The following is a 15,579-nucleotide window of genomic DNA, read 5'->3' as shown; positions in this document are numbered from 1 at the left end:
AGGATAAAAAGGGCACTGAAGGCTGCGATCAGGGGCGGTACGCCGCGATCGGGTTTTTCAGGGTGCCGGCAAATTTCAGGTTCTGTGCCGGGTCGGCCAGGTTGATCATCTGCTTGTTATTAGCCAATTGCAGGCGGTTCAGGCAGGAGTGGGCAAACTCCTGTGCGAACAGATCGTAACGGGCAAATTTGGCCGCCAGTTCCGGGTGCTGCTGCTGGTAATCCGTAATGGTCTGCGCCACGGTCTGCCAGAATGCCTCTTCCGGCAGGGTGCCTTCCTGATGCAGGATGCGCGCCATAAAGCGGAAGAAGCAGTCAAACACATCGGTAAAGATCGACAGCAATTTCAGTGGCTCCGGCACCGCCACCGCCACCCGTTTCGCTTTTTCCGGCAAGTCGGCATCCGGGTTCATCACCGCGATCTCCTCGGCGATGTCCTTCATCCAGGCGCGTACCGGAATGTTGTGCTCGAATTGCAGGATCAGGTTTTCACCGTGCGGCATAAACACCAGATCGTGGGTATAGAAGCAGTGCACCAGCGGCGTCAGGTAGCAGCGCAGGTAGCGCGACAGCCAGTCCGTGGCGCTGAGGCCTGATGCGGCAATCATCGCCGGCAGCACGCCATGCCCGGCATCGTCCACATGCAGCAGGGAGGCCATCGTCATCAGGCGGTGGTTTTCCGGCAGGTGCGTGACCGGGTTGTCCCGCCACAGGGCGGCAAACATTTTCTTGTAGGGGCTGTCAGCTTTAATTGCCGACTCAAAATAGCTGTTGCGATAGCCGATGGAGGCCACTTCCCGCAGGATGCCGAAACCACAGGATTGCAGGCAGGCATCCTTCTCCACCAGCTCGGCCAGCCACTCATTGATGCCGGGCGTGGTCGCCATGTAATAGGGCGACAGGCCGCGCATAAAGCCCATGTTCAGAATAGACAGCGCGGTTTTCACGTAGCGCTTCTGCGGCTGGCTGGCATTGAAGAACGTACGGATGGATTGCTGCGCCAGGTAGTGATCCTCACCGGTGCCGAGGTAAATCAGCGACTGGGCGGCGATGTCCGGCGCGAACACCGTCAGCAATTTATTCTGCCACTGCCAGGGGTGAACCGGCATAAAGAAGTAGCGCGCCGGGTCAACGCCTTGCTGCTGCAACTGGGCCGTGAACGCCGCAACCTGCGCCTCACCCAGCTCCTCACGCATCAGCTGTTGATAGGAGAGGCCGTTGATGCTGGCAAACGTCGCTTTGCTGTCATGCACGGCGACCCAGATCAGCGCCACCGGCGAGGCGGCTTCCGGCGCATAGTGCAGGTAGTCACCGGCATCAAAGCCGATGCGGCCATTGTTGGCGATAAAGCAGGGATGGCCTTCGCTCATGGTGCTTTCCACCGTCTGGAAATCCGCCTGGGTCAGGGCCGCGGCATCCGGGGCGTTACGCGCCATTTTAAAGGCGCTGCCGGCCAGGGTGCTGGTGATCTCTTCCATGTAAGTCGGCAGCAGTTCCTGGGTGATGCCGAGCTGCTCGCTGAATTCGATGATAAATTGCAGCGCGTCCAGCGGCACCGGGGCCAGGTTTTCCAGCCGGGTGAGGGAGGGCAGGTCAATCAGCCAGTCATTGAGCGGCAACAGGCTGGCACTGAAGCGGTACTCCACCTCTGAATGCGGCACCGGCAGGCGGTAATGGTTCCAGTTCTGATCTGACCCCAGCAGTTCCGGGGTAATCAGCCGCTCATGGGCGAACTCTGAGATCGCTTTACGCAGCAGCAGGGCATTGGCGTGCGCCCAGCGCTGAGGCTCAAGGTGTTTACCGGCCTGTAAGGCCGCTGCACGCGGGTCGGCGGCGGGGGTAGTCATGGCAGTCTGCTCCTGTGATACGGGAAAAGTAGAGGCGGGGGCCACATAGCCTGGGTAATCTTCGCGACGGCAAAAGGCCAGCCAGGCGGTTTTGTTCGGCAGGGTCACGGTGTGCTGGTAGGCAAAACCGGCCCGTTTGTTCAAGCGGTGGATTTTCTCATTGCGGACATCCGGCTCAACCACCACCCGCGCCACCTGCGGCAGGCTGAACATGTAGTCCATCACGGTGGTGAAGACCTGCCAGCTGAAGCCCGGCAGCGGCTGGTCTGCCGGGGCAAGCAACAGGTGCATGCCGTAGTCGTCCGGCTGCGCCGGATAGTGGCGGCCAATCTCATCATCCTGTGCGCGGTAAAATTCCATCAGGAATACCGGCTGCCCCGCCAGCTCACCGATCAGCGCGGCCTGCGGGTTGTCCTGCGTCAGGTCATGGTAAAAACGGTGCACCTCGTCCGGGGTGCTGTCGAGCATTCCCCAGAACTGGGCATAGGGCTGGGTCATCCAGCGGTGCAGCAGCGCGGCATCTTCCGGCAGGCGCAGCGGGCGCAGGCGGAACTCCCCGGCCGGGCGTGTGGCGCAAAACAGCGTATCAGGCGCGTGGTTCTCCATCACTGGCCTCCGATTTTGTGGGTGCAGAAGGTCTGGAAGGCGATGGCCTTCTCCACCGGGTAAATTTCGCGCCCGACCATTTCGCGGATCAGCGTACTGTTGCGGTAGCAGGCCATGCCGAGGTCAGGCGTGACAAAGCCGTGGGTATGCAGCTCGGCGTTCTGCACGAAGATCTCGTTATGGTCGTCAATGCTGTAGTTGCGGTTAACGGCAAAGCGGCCTTTTTCATCGCGGTTGATGCGGTCGCTGATGCCCTCCAGAAAGTCCGGCTGGCGGTAGGCGTAGCCGGTGGCAAGGATCAGGGAATCCGTGCGGTGGGTATAGGCCACCTGTTGCTCCTGCTGCATCAGCGCCAGCTCCAGCTCGCCGCTGCTGCGCCACTGCAGGCCGGTCAGCTCAGAGTGGGTATAGAGGTTGACGTTCAGCGGGCCGTCCAGCCGTTTGGTGTACATCAAATCGTAAATGTCGTTGATCAGGCTGCTGTTGATGCCTTTGTACAACCCTTTCTGCTCGCGGTTGAGCTGATCACGTTTCGCCATCGGCAGGGCGTGGAAGTAATCAATGTATTCCGGCGAGGTCATCTCCAGCGTCAGCTTGCTGTACTCCAGCGGGTAGAAGCGCGGCGCACGGGTGATCCAGTTCAGCTGGTAATTGTGTTTATCGATGTCGCCCAGCAGGTCATAGAAGATTTCCGCTGCGCTCTGGCCACTGCCGAGCACCGTGATTGAACGGTTTTGCTGCATCGCTTCTTTGTTCGGCAGGTAGGCGCTGGAGTGGTGCACCTTGTCACCCAGCGCGGCGGCGCAGGGCGGCAGCCACGGGGCAGGGCCGGTGCCCAGCACCAGCCGGTGGGTCAGCAGCTCGGTACGTTCGCCGCTGCGGGTGTCGCAGGTGCGCACCCGGTAGCAGTTGAGCGCCGCATCATGGCTGACATGCTCCACGCGGGTGTTAAAGCGCAGGTTGGTCAGCTGCTCGCTGGCCCACTGGCAATACTGGTTAAACTCCTTGCGCATCATGAAGAAGTTTTCACGGATGTAGAACGAGTAGAGCTTGCCCTTCTGCTTCAGGTAGTTCAGGAAGCTGTAAGGGCTGGTCGGGTCGGCCAGCGTGACCAGGTCGGCCATAAAGGGCGTCTGGAGCATGGCGCTCTCCAGCATCATGCCGGTATGCCAGTCAAAGCCGGGGTTCTGGTCAACAAACAGCCCGTCGAGCTGCTCAACCGGTGCCGTCAGGCAGGCCAGCCCCAGGTTGAACGGGCCGATGCCAATGGCGATAAAGTCATAAATTTTGCTGGACATAATGTTTACTCGGTAGCCATCAGGGAGAGGTGCTGGGCAGTCAGTTCCTTGCCGTAATGCACGATCAGGTCGATCACTTCTTCAACGTCAGCCAGGGTGGTGGCCGGGTTGAGCAGGGTAAATTTCAGGTACTGGCGGTTGTCCACTTTGGTGCCGGCCACCACGGCGTTACCGGAACGGAAAATCGCCTTGCGGATATTGGCGTTGATCTCATCAATCACTTCCGGGGCCAGTGACTGGCGCGGTACAAAGCGGAACACCTGGGTGCTGAGCTGCGGCTGGTGCAGCACATCAATGTGTGGGTGGGCCGCCAGCGTCAGGTGCGCCTCCGCGGTGCGATCCAGCAGGGTGTCGAACGCCTCGCCCAGCTTCTGCTCGCCCATGATGCGCAGTGTCAGCCACATTTTCAGCGCGTCGAAGCGTTTGGTGGTCTGGATGCTTTTGTTCACCAGGTTCGGCGTGCCTTCCAGTTTGGCGCTCAGCGGGTTGAGGTAGTCGGCGTGGCAGGTCACATGCTCCAGGTGCTGGTGGTCCCGCACAAAGAACGCGCCGCAACTGACCGGCTGGAAGAAGGATTTGTGGTAGTCCACGGTGACGGAGTCCGCATGGCAGATGCCGTCAATGCGGTCGGCAAAACGCTGGGAAACCAGCAGCCCGCAGCCGTAGGCCGCATCCACATGCATCCAGACCTGGTGGCGGCGGCAGATCTCTGCAATCGGGTTCAGCGGGTCGATGCTGCCGAAGTCCGTGGTACCGGCAGTGGCGACCACGGCCAGCGGAATATTGCCCTCGGCCAGACACTGTTCGATGGCGGTGTCCAGCGCGCGCGGGTCCATGCGGAAACGGTCATCACTGGCGACCGGCACCACGGCGTTGTAGCCCAGCCCCAGCAACGCGGCGGATTTCTGGATGCTGAAGTGGCTGACGCCGGAGCTGAAGATGCGCCAGCGGCCGGCATCCGGCGGCAGGCCCTGATATTTGATGCTGTGGCCGGGGTGAGTGCGTTTGCAATGGCTGTCACGCGCCAGCAGCATCGCCATCAGGTTGGATTGGGTGCCGCCGCTGGTGAAAATGCCGTCTGCCTGTGGGCCGAGGCCGATCTGGTCCAGCGTCCAGTCAATCACTTTCTGTTCAATCAGCGTGCCGCCGGCGCTCTGATCCCAGGTATCCACCGAGGAGTTGATGCTGGAGAGGATCGCTTCCCCCAGCAACGCCGGCAGCACCAGCGGGCAGTTGAGGTGCGCCAGGTATTTCGGGTGATGGAAGTAAACGGCATCACGCAGGTAGAGGGTATTCAGTTCGGCCAGCGCGGCTTCGGTGCTTTCCAGCGGCTGGTGCAGGTCAACCTGGGTAAATTCCTCTACCAGTTCAGAAGGCAATATTCCGCTGAAGGGTTTCTCAGCGCCGTTAATATGTTCACTGACCAATTCAGCGGCCTGAGTAATTTGCTGTTGCCATTCCTGCGTACTGTGCTGATTAAAAATAAACGAGGCCGCTGCTCTGTTGTTTTTGCGGCTTTCATAGCTGGCAATGGCATGATCAATATCAAACATAATAGAGCCCTGTTTTATTTTAAGGTTATTTCCGGCGCGTGCAGGAATCGCCCTAAAAAAGAGAGAAAAAGGAGGTAACGATGCAGTGCCGGCGTGTGCCGGCCTCCCGATACGGGATCAGGGGCGGCGGGGCGCTCAGCAGGTGTTAAAAAATATTTCTTTGTTAATCAGTAGGTAAAGCCTCACAGATCGAGAGGTAACAAACATTTAACGGTTGCGAAGCATTATAAATGCAAATCATTATCATTCAAGTTATCAGTTGTGAAAATGCAGAAATTAAGGAGAGACAGGGTGAAAAATGTGATGGGCGTCACACTTTCCATGTGGGATAATTACCGCGTAAATGAATTAAAATAAGAAAGTTCTGTTTATTTGCCTGTCATAAAATTTTAAATAAAGCGTATTAAAAGGGAAATAAAGTCGATAAGTCATAACAACGATAAGGCTATTATCTTGGTATTCCGGTTTACCAGGAAATAATGGGCGTAGCCTGGGTGGGGAGATATCAGGGGAAAGCAAACGGGCGGGGAAATAACGGGTGGCCGGAAAGGGAAATAAAAAAGCCGGCACAGGGCCGGCCCGGTTCAGCAGGGGCGAACGCTACTCAACACGCAGCACGCGGCTGGTGTTGGTGGTGCCGGTGGTGCTCATCACATCCCCCTGGGTCACAATGACCAGATCGCCGGAGAGCAGGTAGCCCTTGTCGCGCAGCAGGGTCACGGCATCGTGCGCGGCGGCAACGCCGTCGTTGTTGCTGTCAAAGTATACCGGCGTCACACCGCGGTAGAGTGCCGTCAGGTTCAGCGTATGCTCATGGCGGGACATGGCAAAAATCGGCAGGCCGGAGCTGATGCGGGACATCATCAGCGCCGTGCGGCCGGATTCCGTCATGGCAATCAGCGCAGTCACCCCTTTCAGGTGGTTGGCGGCATACATCGAGGACATGGCGATCGCTTCCTCAATGTTCTCGAACTGCACATCCAGCCGGTGTTTGGAGACATTGATGCTGGGGATCTTCTCTGCCCCCAGGCAGACGCGCGCCATCGCGGCCACGGTTTCAGCCGGGTACTGGCCGGCAGCGGTTTCTGCCGACAGCATCACCGCATCGGTACCGTCCAGCACGGCGTTGGCCACGTCCATGACTTCCGCACGGGTCGGCATCGGGTTGGTTATCATCGACTCCATCATCTGCGTGGCGGTAATGACCGCGCGGTTGAGGGTGCGGGCGCGGCGGATCAGCTTCTTCTGGATGCCGACCAGCTCCGGGTCACCGATTTCTACCCCCAGGTCGCCGCGCGCCACCATCACCACATCTGACGCGAGGATGATGTCATCCATGGCCGCGTCGCTGGCGACGGCTTCCGCCCGCTCGACCTTGGAGACGATTTTGGCGTGGCAGCCGGCGTCACGCGCCAGGCGGCGGGCGTAGTGCAGGTCTTCCCCGGTGCGCGGGAAGGAGATGGCGAGGTAATCAACGCCGATTTTGGCCGCGGTAACAATATCTGCCTTGTCTTTTTCCGTCAGCGCTTCCGCCGACAGGCCGCCGCCCAGCTTGTTGATGCCTTTGTTGTTGGAGAGCGGGCCGCCCACCGTGACTTCGGTGAAGACTTTCATGCCCTGGACTTCCAGCACTTTCAGCTGTACCCGGCCGTCGTCCAGCAACAGGATGTCGCCCGGCACCACATCGCCCGGCAGCCCTTTGTAGTCAATGCCGACGCGCTCTTTGTCCCCTTCGCCTTTGGCCAGGTTGGCATCCAGCAGGAAACGATCACCGATATTGAGAAACACCTTGCCTTCCCGGAAGGTGGATACCCGGATTTTCGGCCCCTGCAGGTCACCGAGGATGGCAACGTGGCGGCCCAGCCGGGCTGAGATTTCACGCACCTTGTTGGCGCGCTGCATCTGGTCTTCGGCAGTACCGTGGGAGAAATTCAGGCGGACTACGTTGGCACCCGCAGCAATAATTTTTTCCAGATTATTGTCGCGGTCGGTAGCCGGCCCCAGCGTGGTTACAATCTTGGTTCTTCTGAGCCGTCTGGACATGTATAACTCCGTTGACTGGTAAGGCATGGGTTGTTCCCTGAAGCAGGATAACCAAACAATGCAGTAATTGTAATTTTACGACAAAAGTGTTTCATCCGGGTGAAACATGACGCCCGCCGGGCACGACACGCCTTGCGCGCTGTCAGCGGCAGGCCGGGTCAGCTGTTGCCGGGCTCTCGTGGGGGTGCCGTTCCTTTGTCGAACCGTGACTCTTTCAACGCCTCTTTTACACGCTTCAGGTTATCACGGAATTTGGTGCCGCGGCGCAGGGTAAAACCGGTTGCCAGCACATCAATCAACGTCAGTTGGGCAATCCGGGAGATCATCGGCATGTAGACATCGGTATCTTCCGGCACATCCAGCAGCAGCGGCAGCGTCGCCTCCTGCGCCAGCGGCGTGTCACGGGAGGTGAGGGCGATCACCGTCGCATCGTTTTCGCGCGCAATCTGCGCCAGCTCGACCAGGTTTTTGGTCCGGCCGGTGTGCGAAATGAGCACCACCACATCCCCCTCGCTGGAGTTCATGCAACTCATGCGCTGCATGACGATGTCATCGAAGTAGACCACCGGGATGTTAAAACGAAAAAATTTATTCATCGCATCGTGGGCCACCGCGGCGGATGCGCCCAGGCCGAAGAAGGAGATTTTCTTTGCCTGGGTCAGCAGATCCACCGCGCGGTTAATGGCGGCGATATCCAGCGTGGTTTTGACATGGTCAAGATTGGCCATTACCGATTCAAAAATTTTATCGGTATAGGCGGCGACGCTGTCCGCTTCATCCACATTGCGGTTTACGTATGGCGTACCGTTAGCCAGACTTTGTGCCAGATGGAGTTTGAAATCGGGGAAGCCTTTGGTATTGAGCCGGCGGCAAAAGCGGTTGACGGTGGGTTCACTGACGTCCGCCAGGCGGGCCAGGGTGGCAATGCTGGAGTGGATGGCGGTCTGGGGCGAGGCCAGGATCACTTCGGCCACTTTGCGCTCCGACTTGCTCAGGATCTCCAGATGCGTCTGGATAATGTCCAGCGTGTTCATTCGTTAACGGTCACTCATGGGTTTTGTCGATTTCAATCAAAGGAGAAATCAATACCGGTTTAATGAAAATATACAACGACCCGAAAGGGCTTGGCACCGGCCAAAAGAGATAATTTCCTCTTTTTTCACCAGAATTTGAACTGTGTCTAACTTTCATAATGGTAAACGGGTGTCAAAAACGTCAGAAAATTACATCATAGGCACGGGGAATATGGTCAGTCTGTTTCCACAGGGTTGCCGGGTGTAATTTCTGGACGTTTATTAAGGCCTTAGATCCGGGTTTACGGGTTGCGGCTAAACAGAGTACATTATTCATGTAAGAAAATTACAAATATCCTGCAATGAGGAGAAGAACATGGCGGTAACCTCTACAGCCCAGGCATGTGACCTGGTTATTTTCGGCGCGAAAGGCGATTTGGCCCGCCGCAAATTGCTGCCCTCGCTCTATCAGCTCGAAAAGGCTGGCCACATCCACCCGGACACCAAAATCATCGGTGTTGGGCGTGCAGACTGGGACAAAGCGGCTTACATCAAGGTGGTGAAAGAAGCGCTGACCACGTTCATGAAAGAGAAGCTGGATGACACGCTGTGGGAAACCCTGAGTGCACGCCTCGATTTCTGTAACCTGGATGTCAACGACAGCGAACACTTTGCCAACCTCGGCAAAATGCTCGATCAGGAAAACCGCGTCACCATCAACTATTTCGCCATGCCGCCGAACACCTTCGGTGCGATCTGCCGTGGCCTGGGCGAAGCGGGCCTGAACAAAGATCCGGCACGCGTCGTGATGGAAAAGCCGCTCGGCACCGACCTGGAATCCTCCCGTGTGATCAACGATCAGGTGGCGGAGTTCTTCAATGAGTCCCAGGTTTACCGCATCGACCACTATCTCGGCAAAGAGACGGTACTGAACCTGCTGGCGCTGCGTTTCGCCAACTCCCTGTTTGCCACCAACTGGGACAACCGCACCATCGACCACGTGCAGATCACCGTGGCGGAAGAGGTGGGCATCGAAGGCCGCTGGGGTTACTTCGACAAAGCCGGCCAGATGCGGGATATGATCCAGAACCACCTGCTGCAAATCCTTACCATGATCGCCATGTCGCCGCCGGCTGACCTGACCACCGACCGCATCCGTGACGAGAAAGTGAAAGTGCTGCGCTCGCTGCGCCGCATTGACCAGAGCAACGTGCGTGAAACCACGGTGCGCGGCCAGTACACCGCCGGGTTTGTGCAGGGCAAAAAAGTGCCGGGCTACCTGGAAGAAGAGGGTGCCAACAAAACCAGCAACACCGAGACCTTTGTCTCGATCCGCGTGGACATCGACAACTGGCAGTGGGCCGGGGTGCCGTTCTACCTGCGTACCGGCAAACGCCTGCCGACCAAATGTTCCGAAGTGGTGGTTTACTTCAAGAACCCGGCGCTCAACCTGTTCCGTGATTCTTACCAGCAACTGCCGCAGAACAAGCTCACCATCCGCCTGCAACCGGATGAGGGCATCGATATCCAGGTGCTGAACAAGGTGCCGGGGCTGGAGCACAAGCACCGCCTGCAGACCACCAAACTCGACCTGAGCTTCTCCGAAACGTTCCACCAGCAGCATATCGCCGATGCTTACGAGCGGCTGTTGCTGGAAGCGATGCGCGGCATCCAGGCGCTGTTCGTGCGCCGCGATGAAGTGGAAGAGGCGTGGAAATGGGTCGACTCCATCATGCAGGCCTGGTCTGCGGACAATGAAGCGCCGAAACCTTACCAGTCCGGCACCTGGGGGCCGGTCGCCTCTGTGGCGATGATCACCCGTGACGGCCGTTCCTGGAACGAGTTTGAATAACAGGGGGCAGGGCATGGCACATTTCGCCGAGTTTCCCAGCGCAGTGACGCTGAACCAGAGTTTTGCACGTAAGGTGGCCGACAGCCTGCGTCAGGGAATTGAAGCGAGGGGCCATGCCACCCTGGTCGTCTCCGGTGGGCGGACGCCGCTGGGGCTGTTTGAACAGCTTGCCCGGCAGCCGCTGGACTGGGGCAACGTGGTGATTACCCTGGCGGATGAGCGCTGGGTTGATCCGGACGACGAGCTGAGCAACGAGCGCCTGGTTCGCCGCGCGCTGTTGACCGGCCCGGCGGCCGCCGCCACCTTTGTCGGCCTGAAAAACAGCCAGGCCACGCCGGACGAGGGCGCGGCCGCCACCGAGGCCGCGCTGGCCCAGGTGCCGTGGCCGGCGGATGTGCTGGTGCTGGGCATGGGCGCAGACGGGCACACCGCCTCGCTGTTCCCCGGTGCCGCCAATCTCCCCGCCGCGCTGGCGATGGACTCGGGCCGCCGCTGTTTCGCCATCTCCCCGGTGACGGCGCCGCTGGCGCGGCTGACCCTGAGCCTGCCGGTGCTGCTCAGCAGCCGCCACATCTACCTGCATCTGGTGGGTGAGGCCAAACGCGAGCGGTATGAGCAGGCCGAGCAGGGTGAGGATGTGAATGAGATGCCGGTGCGGGCGATCCTGCACCAGCAACAAACACCGGTCGACGTCTACTGGACGGCCTGACCGGCAGTATGCAGCACCCGGTGCCGCGGCACCGGCCAGTTTGCGCAGCAGCCCGTATTGCGTAACAGCCAGTATTAGGTAACAAAAAGTGAGTATGGCACAAGGTGCGGTCGGACACTTGTCAGTTCGCTGATAAGTCCCTGTGGCAGGGGCGCGCCATATATCAACCGATGCCGGTACGGCATAGATGGAGTAAACGGATGAAAAACTGGAAAGTCAGCGCGGAACAGATCCTCACCTCAGGCCCGGTGGTCCCGGTCATTGTGATCAATGAGCTGGAACACGCGGTGCCGCTGGCTAAAGCGCTGGTGGCCGGGGGGGTGAAGGTGCTGGAGGTGACGTTGCGCACCGAATGCGCCCTGGAAGCGATCCGGGCGATTGCCCGCGAGGTGCCGGACGCCATTATCGGTGCCGGTACGGTGATCAACCCGCAGCAACTGGATGAGGTGATAAGCGCCGGTGCGCAGTTCGCCATCAGCCCAGGCCTGACCGCGTCCCTGCTCAAAGCGGCCACCGACGGCCCGATCCCGTTAATCCCTGGGATCAGCACCGTCTCTGAGCTGATGCTGGGCATGGATTATGGCCTGCGCGAGTTCAAGTTTTTCCCGGCGGAAGCCAATGGCGGCGTGAAAGCGCTGCAGGCGATTGCCGGGCCGTTCCCGCAGGTCCGTTTCTGCCCGACCGGCGGCATCACGCCGAACAACTACCGTGACTACCTGGCGCTGAAAAGCGTGCTGTGCATCGGCGGCTCCTGGCTGGTGCCGGCGGATGCGCTTTCGCAACGCGACTACGGCCGCATCACTGAGCTGGCCCGTGAGGCTGTTGCCGGTGCCCGCGGCTGATCCATAGCCTGCTGTCAAAAAGCCATCCTCCGGGATGGCTTTTTTTATGGCGCTGTCAGGGCCGGGGCTCAGCGGGCCGCGATCACCTTGATCTCCACTTTGTAGCCGGGATTCATCAGCCCGGCCTGCACCGTGCAGCGCACCGGCGCGTTGCCGGGTGACACCCAGGCATCCCAGGCGCGGTTCATTGCGGCAAAATCACTTTTTTCGACCAGGAAAATGGTGGCGTCCAGAATGCGGCTCTTGTCTGAGCCGAGCGTCGTCAGCACGGCATCAATGGTGGCCAGCGCGTTGGCGGTCTGCGCTTCGGCGTCCGCCTCCAGGTTCTCCGGCACGCTGGTGTAGTAGATGGTGTCATTGAAGATCGTGGCTTCAGACATCCGGTGCTCCGGCAGATAACGCTCAATGGTCATGGGCAGCTCCTTTGGCTGTTTTTTCAAGGGGATGCCGGGAGGCTTCCCCGGCGGCAGGCTAAGCGTACCACAGCCTGGGAAAGATGGGTGTGGTAGCCGGCGGGAAGGATTGGCATAATCAGCGCTGATTTTTTCCGGCTGAGAGGCAGTGTGACCGACGATTTCGCCCCTGATGGCGCCCTGGCGCAACATATCCCTGGTTTTAAACCCCGTGAACCCCAGCAACAGATGGCCGCCGCCGTGGCGGGTGCCATTGCGGCCAAACAGCCGCTGGTGGTCGAGGCCGGTACCGGTACCGGCAAAACCTACGCTTATCTCGCCCCGGCCCTGCGCGCTGATCGCAAAGTGATTATCTCCACCGGGTCGAAAGCCCTTCAGGACCAGCTCTACAGCCGTGACCTGCCGACGGTGGCAAAAGCCCTCAACTACACCGGCAAACTGGCGCTGCTCAAAGGGCGCTCCAACTACCTCTGCCTGGAGCGGCTCGAGCAGCAGACGCTGGCCGGGGGCGAGCTGGCGAACTCCGCGCTGGCTGAACTGGTGCAGTTGCGGCGCTGGGCATCAGAAACCAGTGACGGCGACATCAGCAATTGCGGCGGCGTGTCGGAAGACAGTATGGTCTGGCCGCTGGTCACCAGCACCAATGACAACTGCCTCGGCAGCGATTGCCCGCTCTATAAAGAGTGCTTCGTGGTCAAGGCGCGCCGCCGCGCGATGGATGCCGATGTGGTGGTGGTCAACCATCACCTGTTTATGGCGGACATGGTGGTGAAAGAGGGCGGGTTCGGGGAGCTTATTCCGGCGGCGGATGTGATGATTTTCGACGAAGCGCACCAGATCCCGGATATCGCCAGCCAGTATTTCGGCCAGCAACTCTCCAGCCGCCAGCTTATCGATCTGGCGAAAGACATCACCATCGCTTACCGCACCGAAGTGCGGGACTCAGCCCAGTTACAGAAAAGCGCTGACCGGCTGGCGCAGAGCGCGCAGGATTTCCGGCTGGCGCTGGGGGAACCGGGCTACCGCGGCAACCTGCGGGAAGCGTTGCAGGATACGCAGGTGCAGCGGGCGCTGGTGCGGCTTGATGACGCGCTGGAGCTCTGTTACGACGTGGTGAAGCTGTCACTGGGTCGCTCGGCGCTGCTGGATGCGGCCTTCGAGCGCGCCACCCTCTACCGCGCCCGCCTGAAGCGGCTGAAAGAGACGTCTCAGCCGGGGTTCAGCTACTGGTTCGAGTGCACCTCACGCCATTTCATTCTGGCGCTGACGCCGCTGTCGGTGAGTGATAAATTCACCGAGGTGATGAAAGAGAAACCGGGCAGCTGGATTTTCACCTCCGCGACCCTGTCGGTGGATGACAAACTGGCACACTTTACCGATAGGCTGGGGCTGGAGAATGCCGAGTCGCTGCTGCTGGCCAGCCCGTTTGACTACGCCCGCCAGGCGCTGCTCTGCGTGCCGCGTTTCCTGCCGGAGCCGAACCAGCCGGGTGGCGGCCGCCAGCTGGCGCGGATGCTGAAACCGCTGATTGAGGCCAACGGCGGGCGCTGCTTCTTCCTCTGCACCTCCCACCAGATGCTGCGCCAGCTGGCAGAGGAGTTCCGCGCCAGCATGACGCTGCCGGTACTGGTGCAGGGTGAAACCAGCAAAGGCCAGTTGCTGGCGCAGTTTATCGCCGCCGGTAATGCCTTGCTGGTGGCGACCAGCAGCTTCTGGGAAGGGGTGGATGTGCGCGGTGATGCGCTGTCGCTGGTGATCATCGACAAACTGCCGTTCACCGCCCCGGACGACCCGCTGCTGAAAGCGCGGATTGAGGATTGCCGCCTGCGCGGCGGTGACCCGTTCGCGGATGTGCAGTTGCCGGAGGCGGTGATCACCCTGAAGCAGGGCGTCGGCCGCCTGATCCGTGACACCGATGACCGCGGCGTGCTGGTGATCTGCGATAACCGGCTGGTGATGCGCCCCTATGGCGCGGTGTTCCTCAACAGCCTGCCGCCGACGCCGCGCACCCGTGACCTGGCCGAGGCTGCCGCCTTTCTGCGGCAGGGTGCAGGGCAGCAATAGCGGCTGCCCTGTGCTATCATGCGCGCCCTTAATAAAAACCCATCTTTCCTGCCTGAGGTTGGCATGTCCACGCGAATTTTAGCCATTGATACCGCCACGGAAGCCTGTTCCGTCGCGCTCTGGAACCACGGCGAAACCCTCGCCCATTTCGAACTCTGCGCGCGTGAGCACACGCAGCGTATTCTGCCGCTGGTGGAGCAGATCCTGGCGGAAGCCGGGCTGACCCTCTCCCAGCTGGACGCCCTGGCCTTTGGCCGCGGGCCGGGCAGCTTTACCGGCGTACGCATCGGCATCGGCATTGCGCAGGGGCTGGCACTGGGGGCCGATCTGCCGATGATTGGTGTCTCCACCCTGCAAACCATGGCGCAGGGCGCGTTCCGCCGCACCGGCGCAACCCGCGTGCTGACCGCCATTGACGCGCGGATGGGCGAAGTCTACTGGGGCGAATACTGCCGCACTGAACAAGGCAGCTGGCAAGGCGAAGAGAGTGAGGCCGTGCTCACACCGGCGCAGGCGCTGGCCCGTGCAGCGTCGCTTTCCGGGCAGTGGGCCACAGCCGGAACCGGCTGGACGAGCTATCCTGATCTGGTGGCAGGTGCCGCATTGACGCTGAACGATGGCGACATGCAGTTGCCCCATGCTGAGGATATGCTGCCGCCGGCCCTGGAGGCCTGGTCTGCAAAGCGTACCGTGGCGGTCGACCAGGCTGAACCGGTCTATCTGCGCAATGAAGTGACCTGGAAGAAACTTCCCGGCCGCTGAGATACGGCAACTTATACCTGGTGATGTGGTCAAAGAGTCAGATTCAACCCGGAGAGCAGGTCATGCGTAAGCCGTCTATGAAAGGCCCGATCGTTGTCGCCATCCTCAGCCTGGCTGCCCTGTCGCTGACAGGGTGCGTCACGGTGCCGGATGTGATTAAAGGTACCACTGCCACGCCGCAGCAGAACCTGGCGGCCGTGCAGAACGCCCCCCAGCTCTATGTCGGGCAGGAGGCGCGCTTTGGCGGGTCGGTGGTCAATATGACCAATGAAAAAAACCGCACGCGCCTTGAAATCGCGGCGGTCCCGCTCGACTCGGCTGCCCGGCCGGTGCTGGGTGAGCGCTCTACCGGGCGGCTGGTGGCGTACATCAACGGCTTTGTTGACCCGGTTGACCTGCGCGGGCAACTGGTGACGGTCGTTGGGCCGATCACCGGGGCTGAGCAGGGGAAAATCGGCCAGACTGATTACACCTTTGTGGTGATGAACGCCAACAGTTACAAACGCTGGCGGCTGCAACAGCAGGTCGTGATGCCGCCCGGCCCGACCGGCCCGTGGGGCTGGGGCGGGCCGGTCGGG

12 protein-coding genes are annotated in these 15,579 nt (G+C 60.2%); 6 read left to right on the top strand and 6 right to left on the bottom strand.

Going from position 1 to position 15,579, the window contains the following annotated elements; genetic code table 11:
- Window positions 1–28 precede the first annotated feature (28 nt).
- From JK232_RS00060 to JK232_RS00040, 5 genes are all read right to left on the bottom strand, one after another.
- Window positions 29–2,452, bottom strand: coding sequence for a GNAT family N-acetyltransferase (locus JK232_RS00060; RefSeq protein WP_101828428.1), 2,424 nt, complete (start codon window positions 2,450–2,452; stop codon window positions 29–31).
- Window positions 2,452–3,750: a lysine N(6)-hydroxylase/L-ornithine N(5)-oxygenase family protein gene (locus JK232_RS00055; protein WP_101828429.1), complete on the bottom strand. Its 1,299-nt coding sequence runs from the start codon at window positions 3,748–3,750 to the stop codon at window positions 2,452–2,454. The genes JK232_RS00060 and JK232_RS00055 overlap by 1 nt, the downstream gene beginning before the upstream one ends.
- A gap of 5 nt (window positions 3,751–3,755) precedes the next feature.
- Complete coding sequence (locus JK232_RS00050; protein ID WP_101828430.1) at window positions 3,756–5,303, bottom strand: pyridoxal phosphate-dependent decarboxylase family protein; 1,548 nt, start codon at window positions 5,301–5,303, stop codon at window positions 3,756–3,758.
- A gap of 600 nt (window positions 5,304–5,903) precedes the next feature.
- Window positions 5,904–7,346, bottom strand: a complete 1,443-nt coding sequence (gene pyk / locus JK232_RS00045) for a pyruvate kinase (RefSeq protein ID WP_072931056.1) — start codon at window positions 7,344–7,346, stop codon at window positions 5,904–5,906.
- Between the two features lie 158 nt (window positions 7,347–7,504).
- Complete coding sequence (locus tag JK232_RS00040; RefSeq protein ID WP_072931055.1) at window positions 7,505–8,380, bottom strand: MurR/RpiR family transcriptional regulator; 876 nt, start codon at window positions 8,378–8,380, stop codon at window positions 7,505–7,507.
- A gap of 355 nt (window positions 8,381–8,735) precedes the next feature.
- Here JK232_RS00040 and zwf point away from each other — a divergent pair, with 355 nt between their 5' ends.
- From zwf to JK232_RS00025, 3 genes are all read left to right on the top strand, one after another.
- Entirely contained in the window at window positions 8,736–10,211 is a 1,476-nt protein-coding gene (gene zwf, locus JK232_RS00035; protein WP_072931054.1) for a glucose-6-phosphate dehydrogenase, read from the top strand.
- A 13-nt stretch (window positions 10,212–10,224) separates the two neighbouring features.
- Window positions 10,225–10,920 (top strand): 6-phosphogluconolactonase, encoded by a 696-nt coding sequence (gene pgl / locus JK232_RS00030; RefSeq protein ID WP_072931053.1) that lies wholly within the window; start codon window positions 10,225–10,227, stop codon window positions 10,918–10,920.
- Window positions 10,921–11,120: 200 nt separating this feature from the next.
- Window positions 11,121–11,762: a bifunctional 4-hydroxy-2-oxoglutarate aldolase/2-dehydro-3-deoxy-phosphogluconate aldolase gene (locus JK232_RS00025; RefSeq protein ID WP_072931052.1), complete on the top strand. Its 642-nt coding sequence runs from the start codon at window positions 11,121–11,123 to the stop codon at window positions 11,760–11,762.
- 68 nt (window positions 11,763–11,830) lie between these two features.
- Here JK232_RS00025 and JK232_RS00020 read toward each other — a convergent pair whose 3' ends face one another.
- A complete protein-coding gene (locus tag JK232_RS00020) occupies window positions 11,831–12,175 on the bottom strand; it encodes a RidA family protein (RefSeq protein ID WP_072931051.1) in 345 nt (114 codons plus the stop codon).
- A 150-nt stretch (window positions 12,176–12,325) separates the two neighbouring features.
- Between JK232_RS00020 and JK232_RS00015 the strand changes: the two genes are divergently transcribed.
- From JK232_RS00015 to JK232_RS00005, 3 genes are all read left to right on the top strand, one after another.
- Window positions 12,326–14,239 (top strand): DNA repair helicase YoaA, encoded by a 1,914-nt coding sequence (locus JK232_RS00015; RefSeq protein WP_072931050.1) that lies wholly within the window; start codon window positions 12,326–12,328, stop codon window positions 14,237–14,239.
- 63 nt (window positions 14,240–14,302) lie between these two features.
- The gene (gene tsaB / locus JK232_RS00010) at window positions 14,303–15,001 is read left to right on the top strand and encodes a tRNA (adenosine(37)-N6)-threonylcarbamoyltransferase complex dimerization subunit type 1 TsaB (RefSeq protein ID WP_072931049.1); all 699 of its coding nucleotides are present in this window, start codon (window positions 14,303–14,305) and stop codon (window positions 14,999–15,001) included.
- 62 nt (window positions 15,002–15,063) lie between these two features.
- On the top strand, window positions 15,064–15,579 hold a 516-nt coding region (locus tag JK232_RS00005; protein WP_276515041.1), incomplete at its 3' end, for a Slp family lipoprotein.

The sequence above is a fragment of the Nissabacter archeti genome (genome assembly GCF_018257325.1).
Lineage (GTDB): Bacteria > Pseudomonadota > Gammaproteobacteria > Enterobacterales > Enterobacteriaceae > Chimaeribacter > Chimaeribacter arupi.
The sequence above is the reverse complement of the archived record's forward strand: the minus strand, read 5'-3'. Positions and strand labels throughout refer to the sequence as shown.

What these genes read in the sequence shown, in the direction of transcription:
- JK232_RS00060 (WP_101828428.1), bottom strand. Translation starts at nt 2,452, where the DNA reads ATGGAGAACCACGCGCCTGATACGCTGTTTTGCGCCACACGCCCGGCC.
- JK232_RS00055 (WP_101828429.1), bottom strand. Translation starts at nt 3,750, where the DNA reads ATGTCCAGCAAAATTTATGACTTTATCGCCATTGGCATCGGCCCGTTC.
- JK232_RS00050 (WP_101828430.1), bottom strand. Translation starts at nt 5,303, where the DNA reads ATGTTTGATATTGATCATGCCATTGCCAGCTATGAAAGCCGCAAAAAC.
- pyk (WP_072931056.1), bottom strand. Translation starts at nt 7,346, where the DNA reads ATGTCCAGACGGCTCAGAAGAACCAAGATTGTAACCACGCTGGGGCCG.
- JK232_RS00040 (WP_072931055.1), bottom strand. Translation starts at nt 8,380, where the DNA reads ATGAACACGCTGGACATTATCCAGACGCATCTGGAGATCCTGAGCAAG.
- zwf (WP_072931054.1), top strand. Translation starts at nt 8,736, where the DNA reads ATGGCGGTAACCTCTACAGCCCAGGCATGTGACCTGGTTATTTTCGGC.
- pgl (WP_072931053.1), top strand. Translation starts at nt 10,225, where the DNA reads ATGGCACATTTCGCCGAGTTTCCCAGCGCAGTGACGCTGAACCAGAGT.
- JK232_RS00025 (WP_072931052.1), top strand. Translation starts at nt 11,121, where the DNA reads ATGAAAAACTGGAAAGTCAGCGCGGAACAGATCCTCACCTCAGGCCCG.
- JK232_RS00020 (WP_072931051.1), bottom strand. Translation starts at nt 12,175, where the DNA reads ATGACCATTGAGCGTTATCTGCCGGAGCACCGGATGTCTGAAGCCACG.
- tsaB (WP_072931049.1), top strand. Translation starts at nt 14,303, where the DNA reads ATGTCCACGCGAATTTTAGCCATTGATACCGCCACGGAAGCCTGTTCC.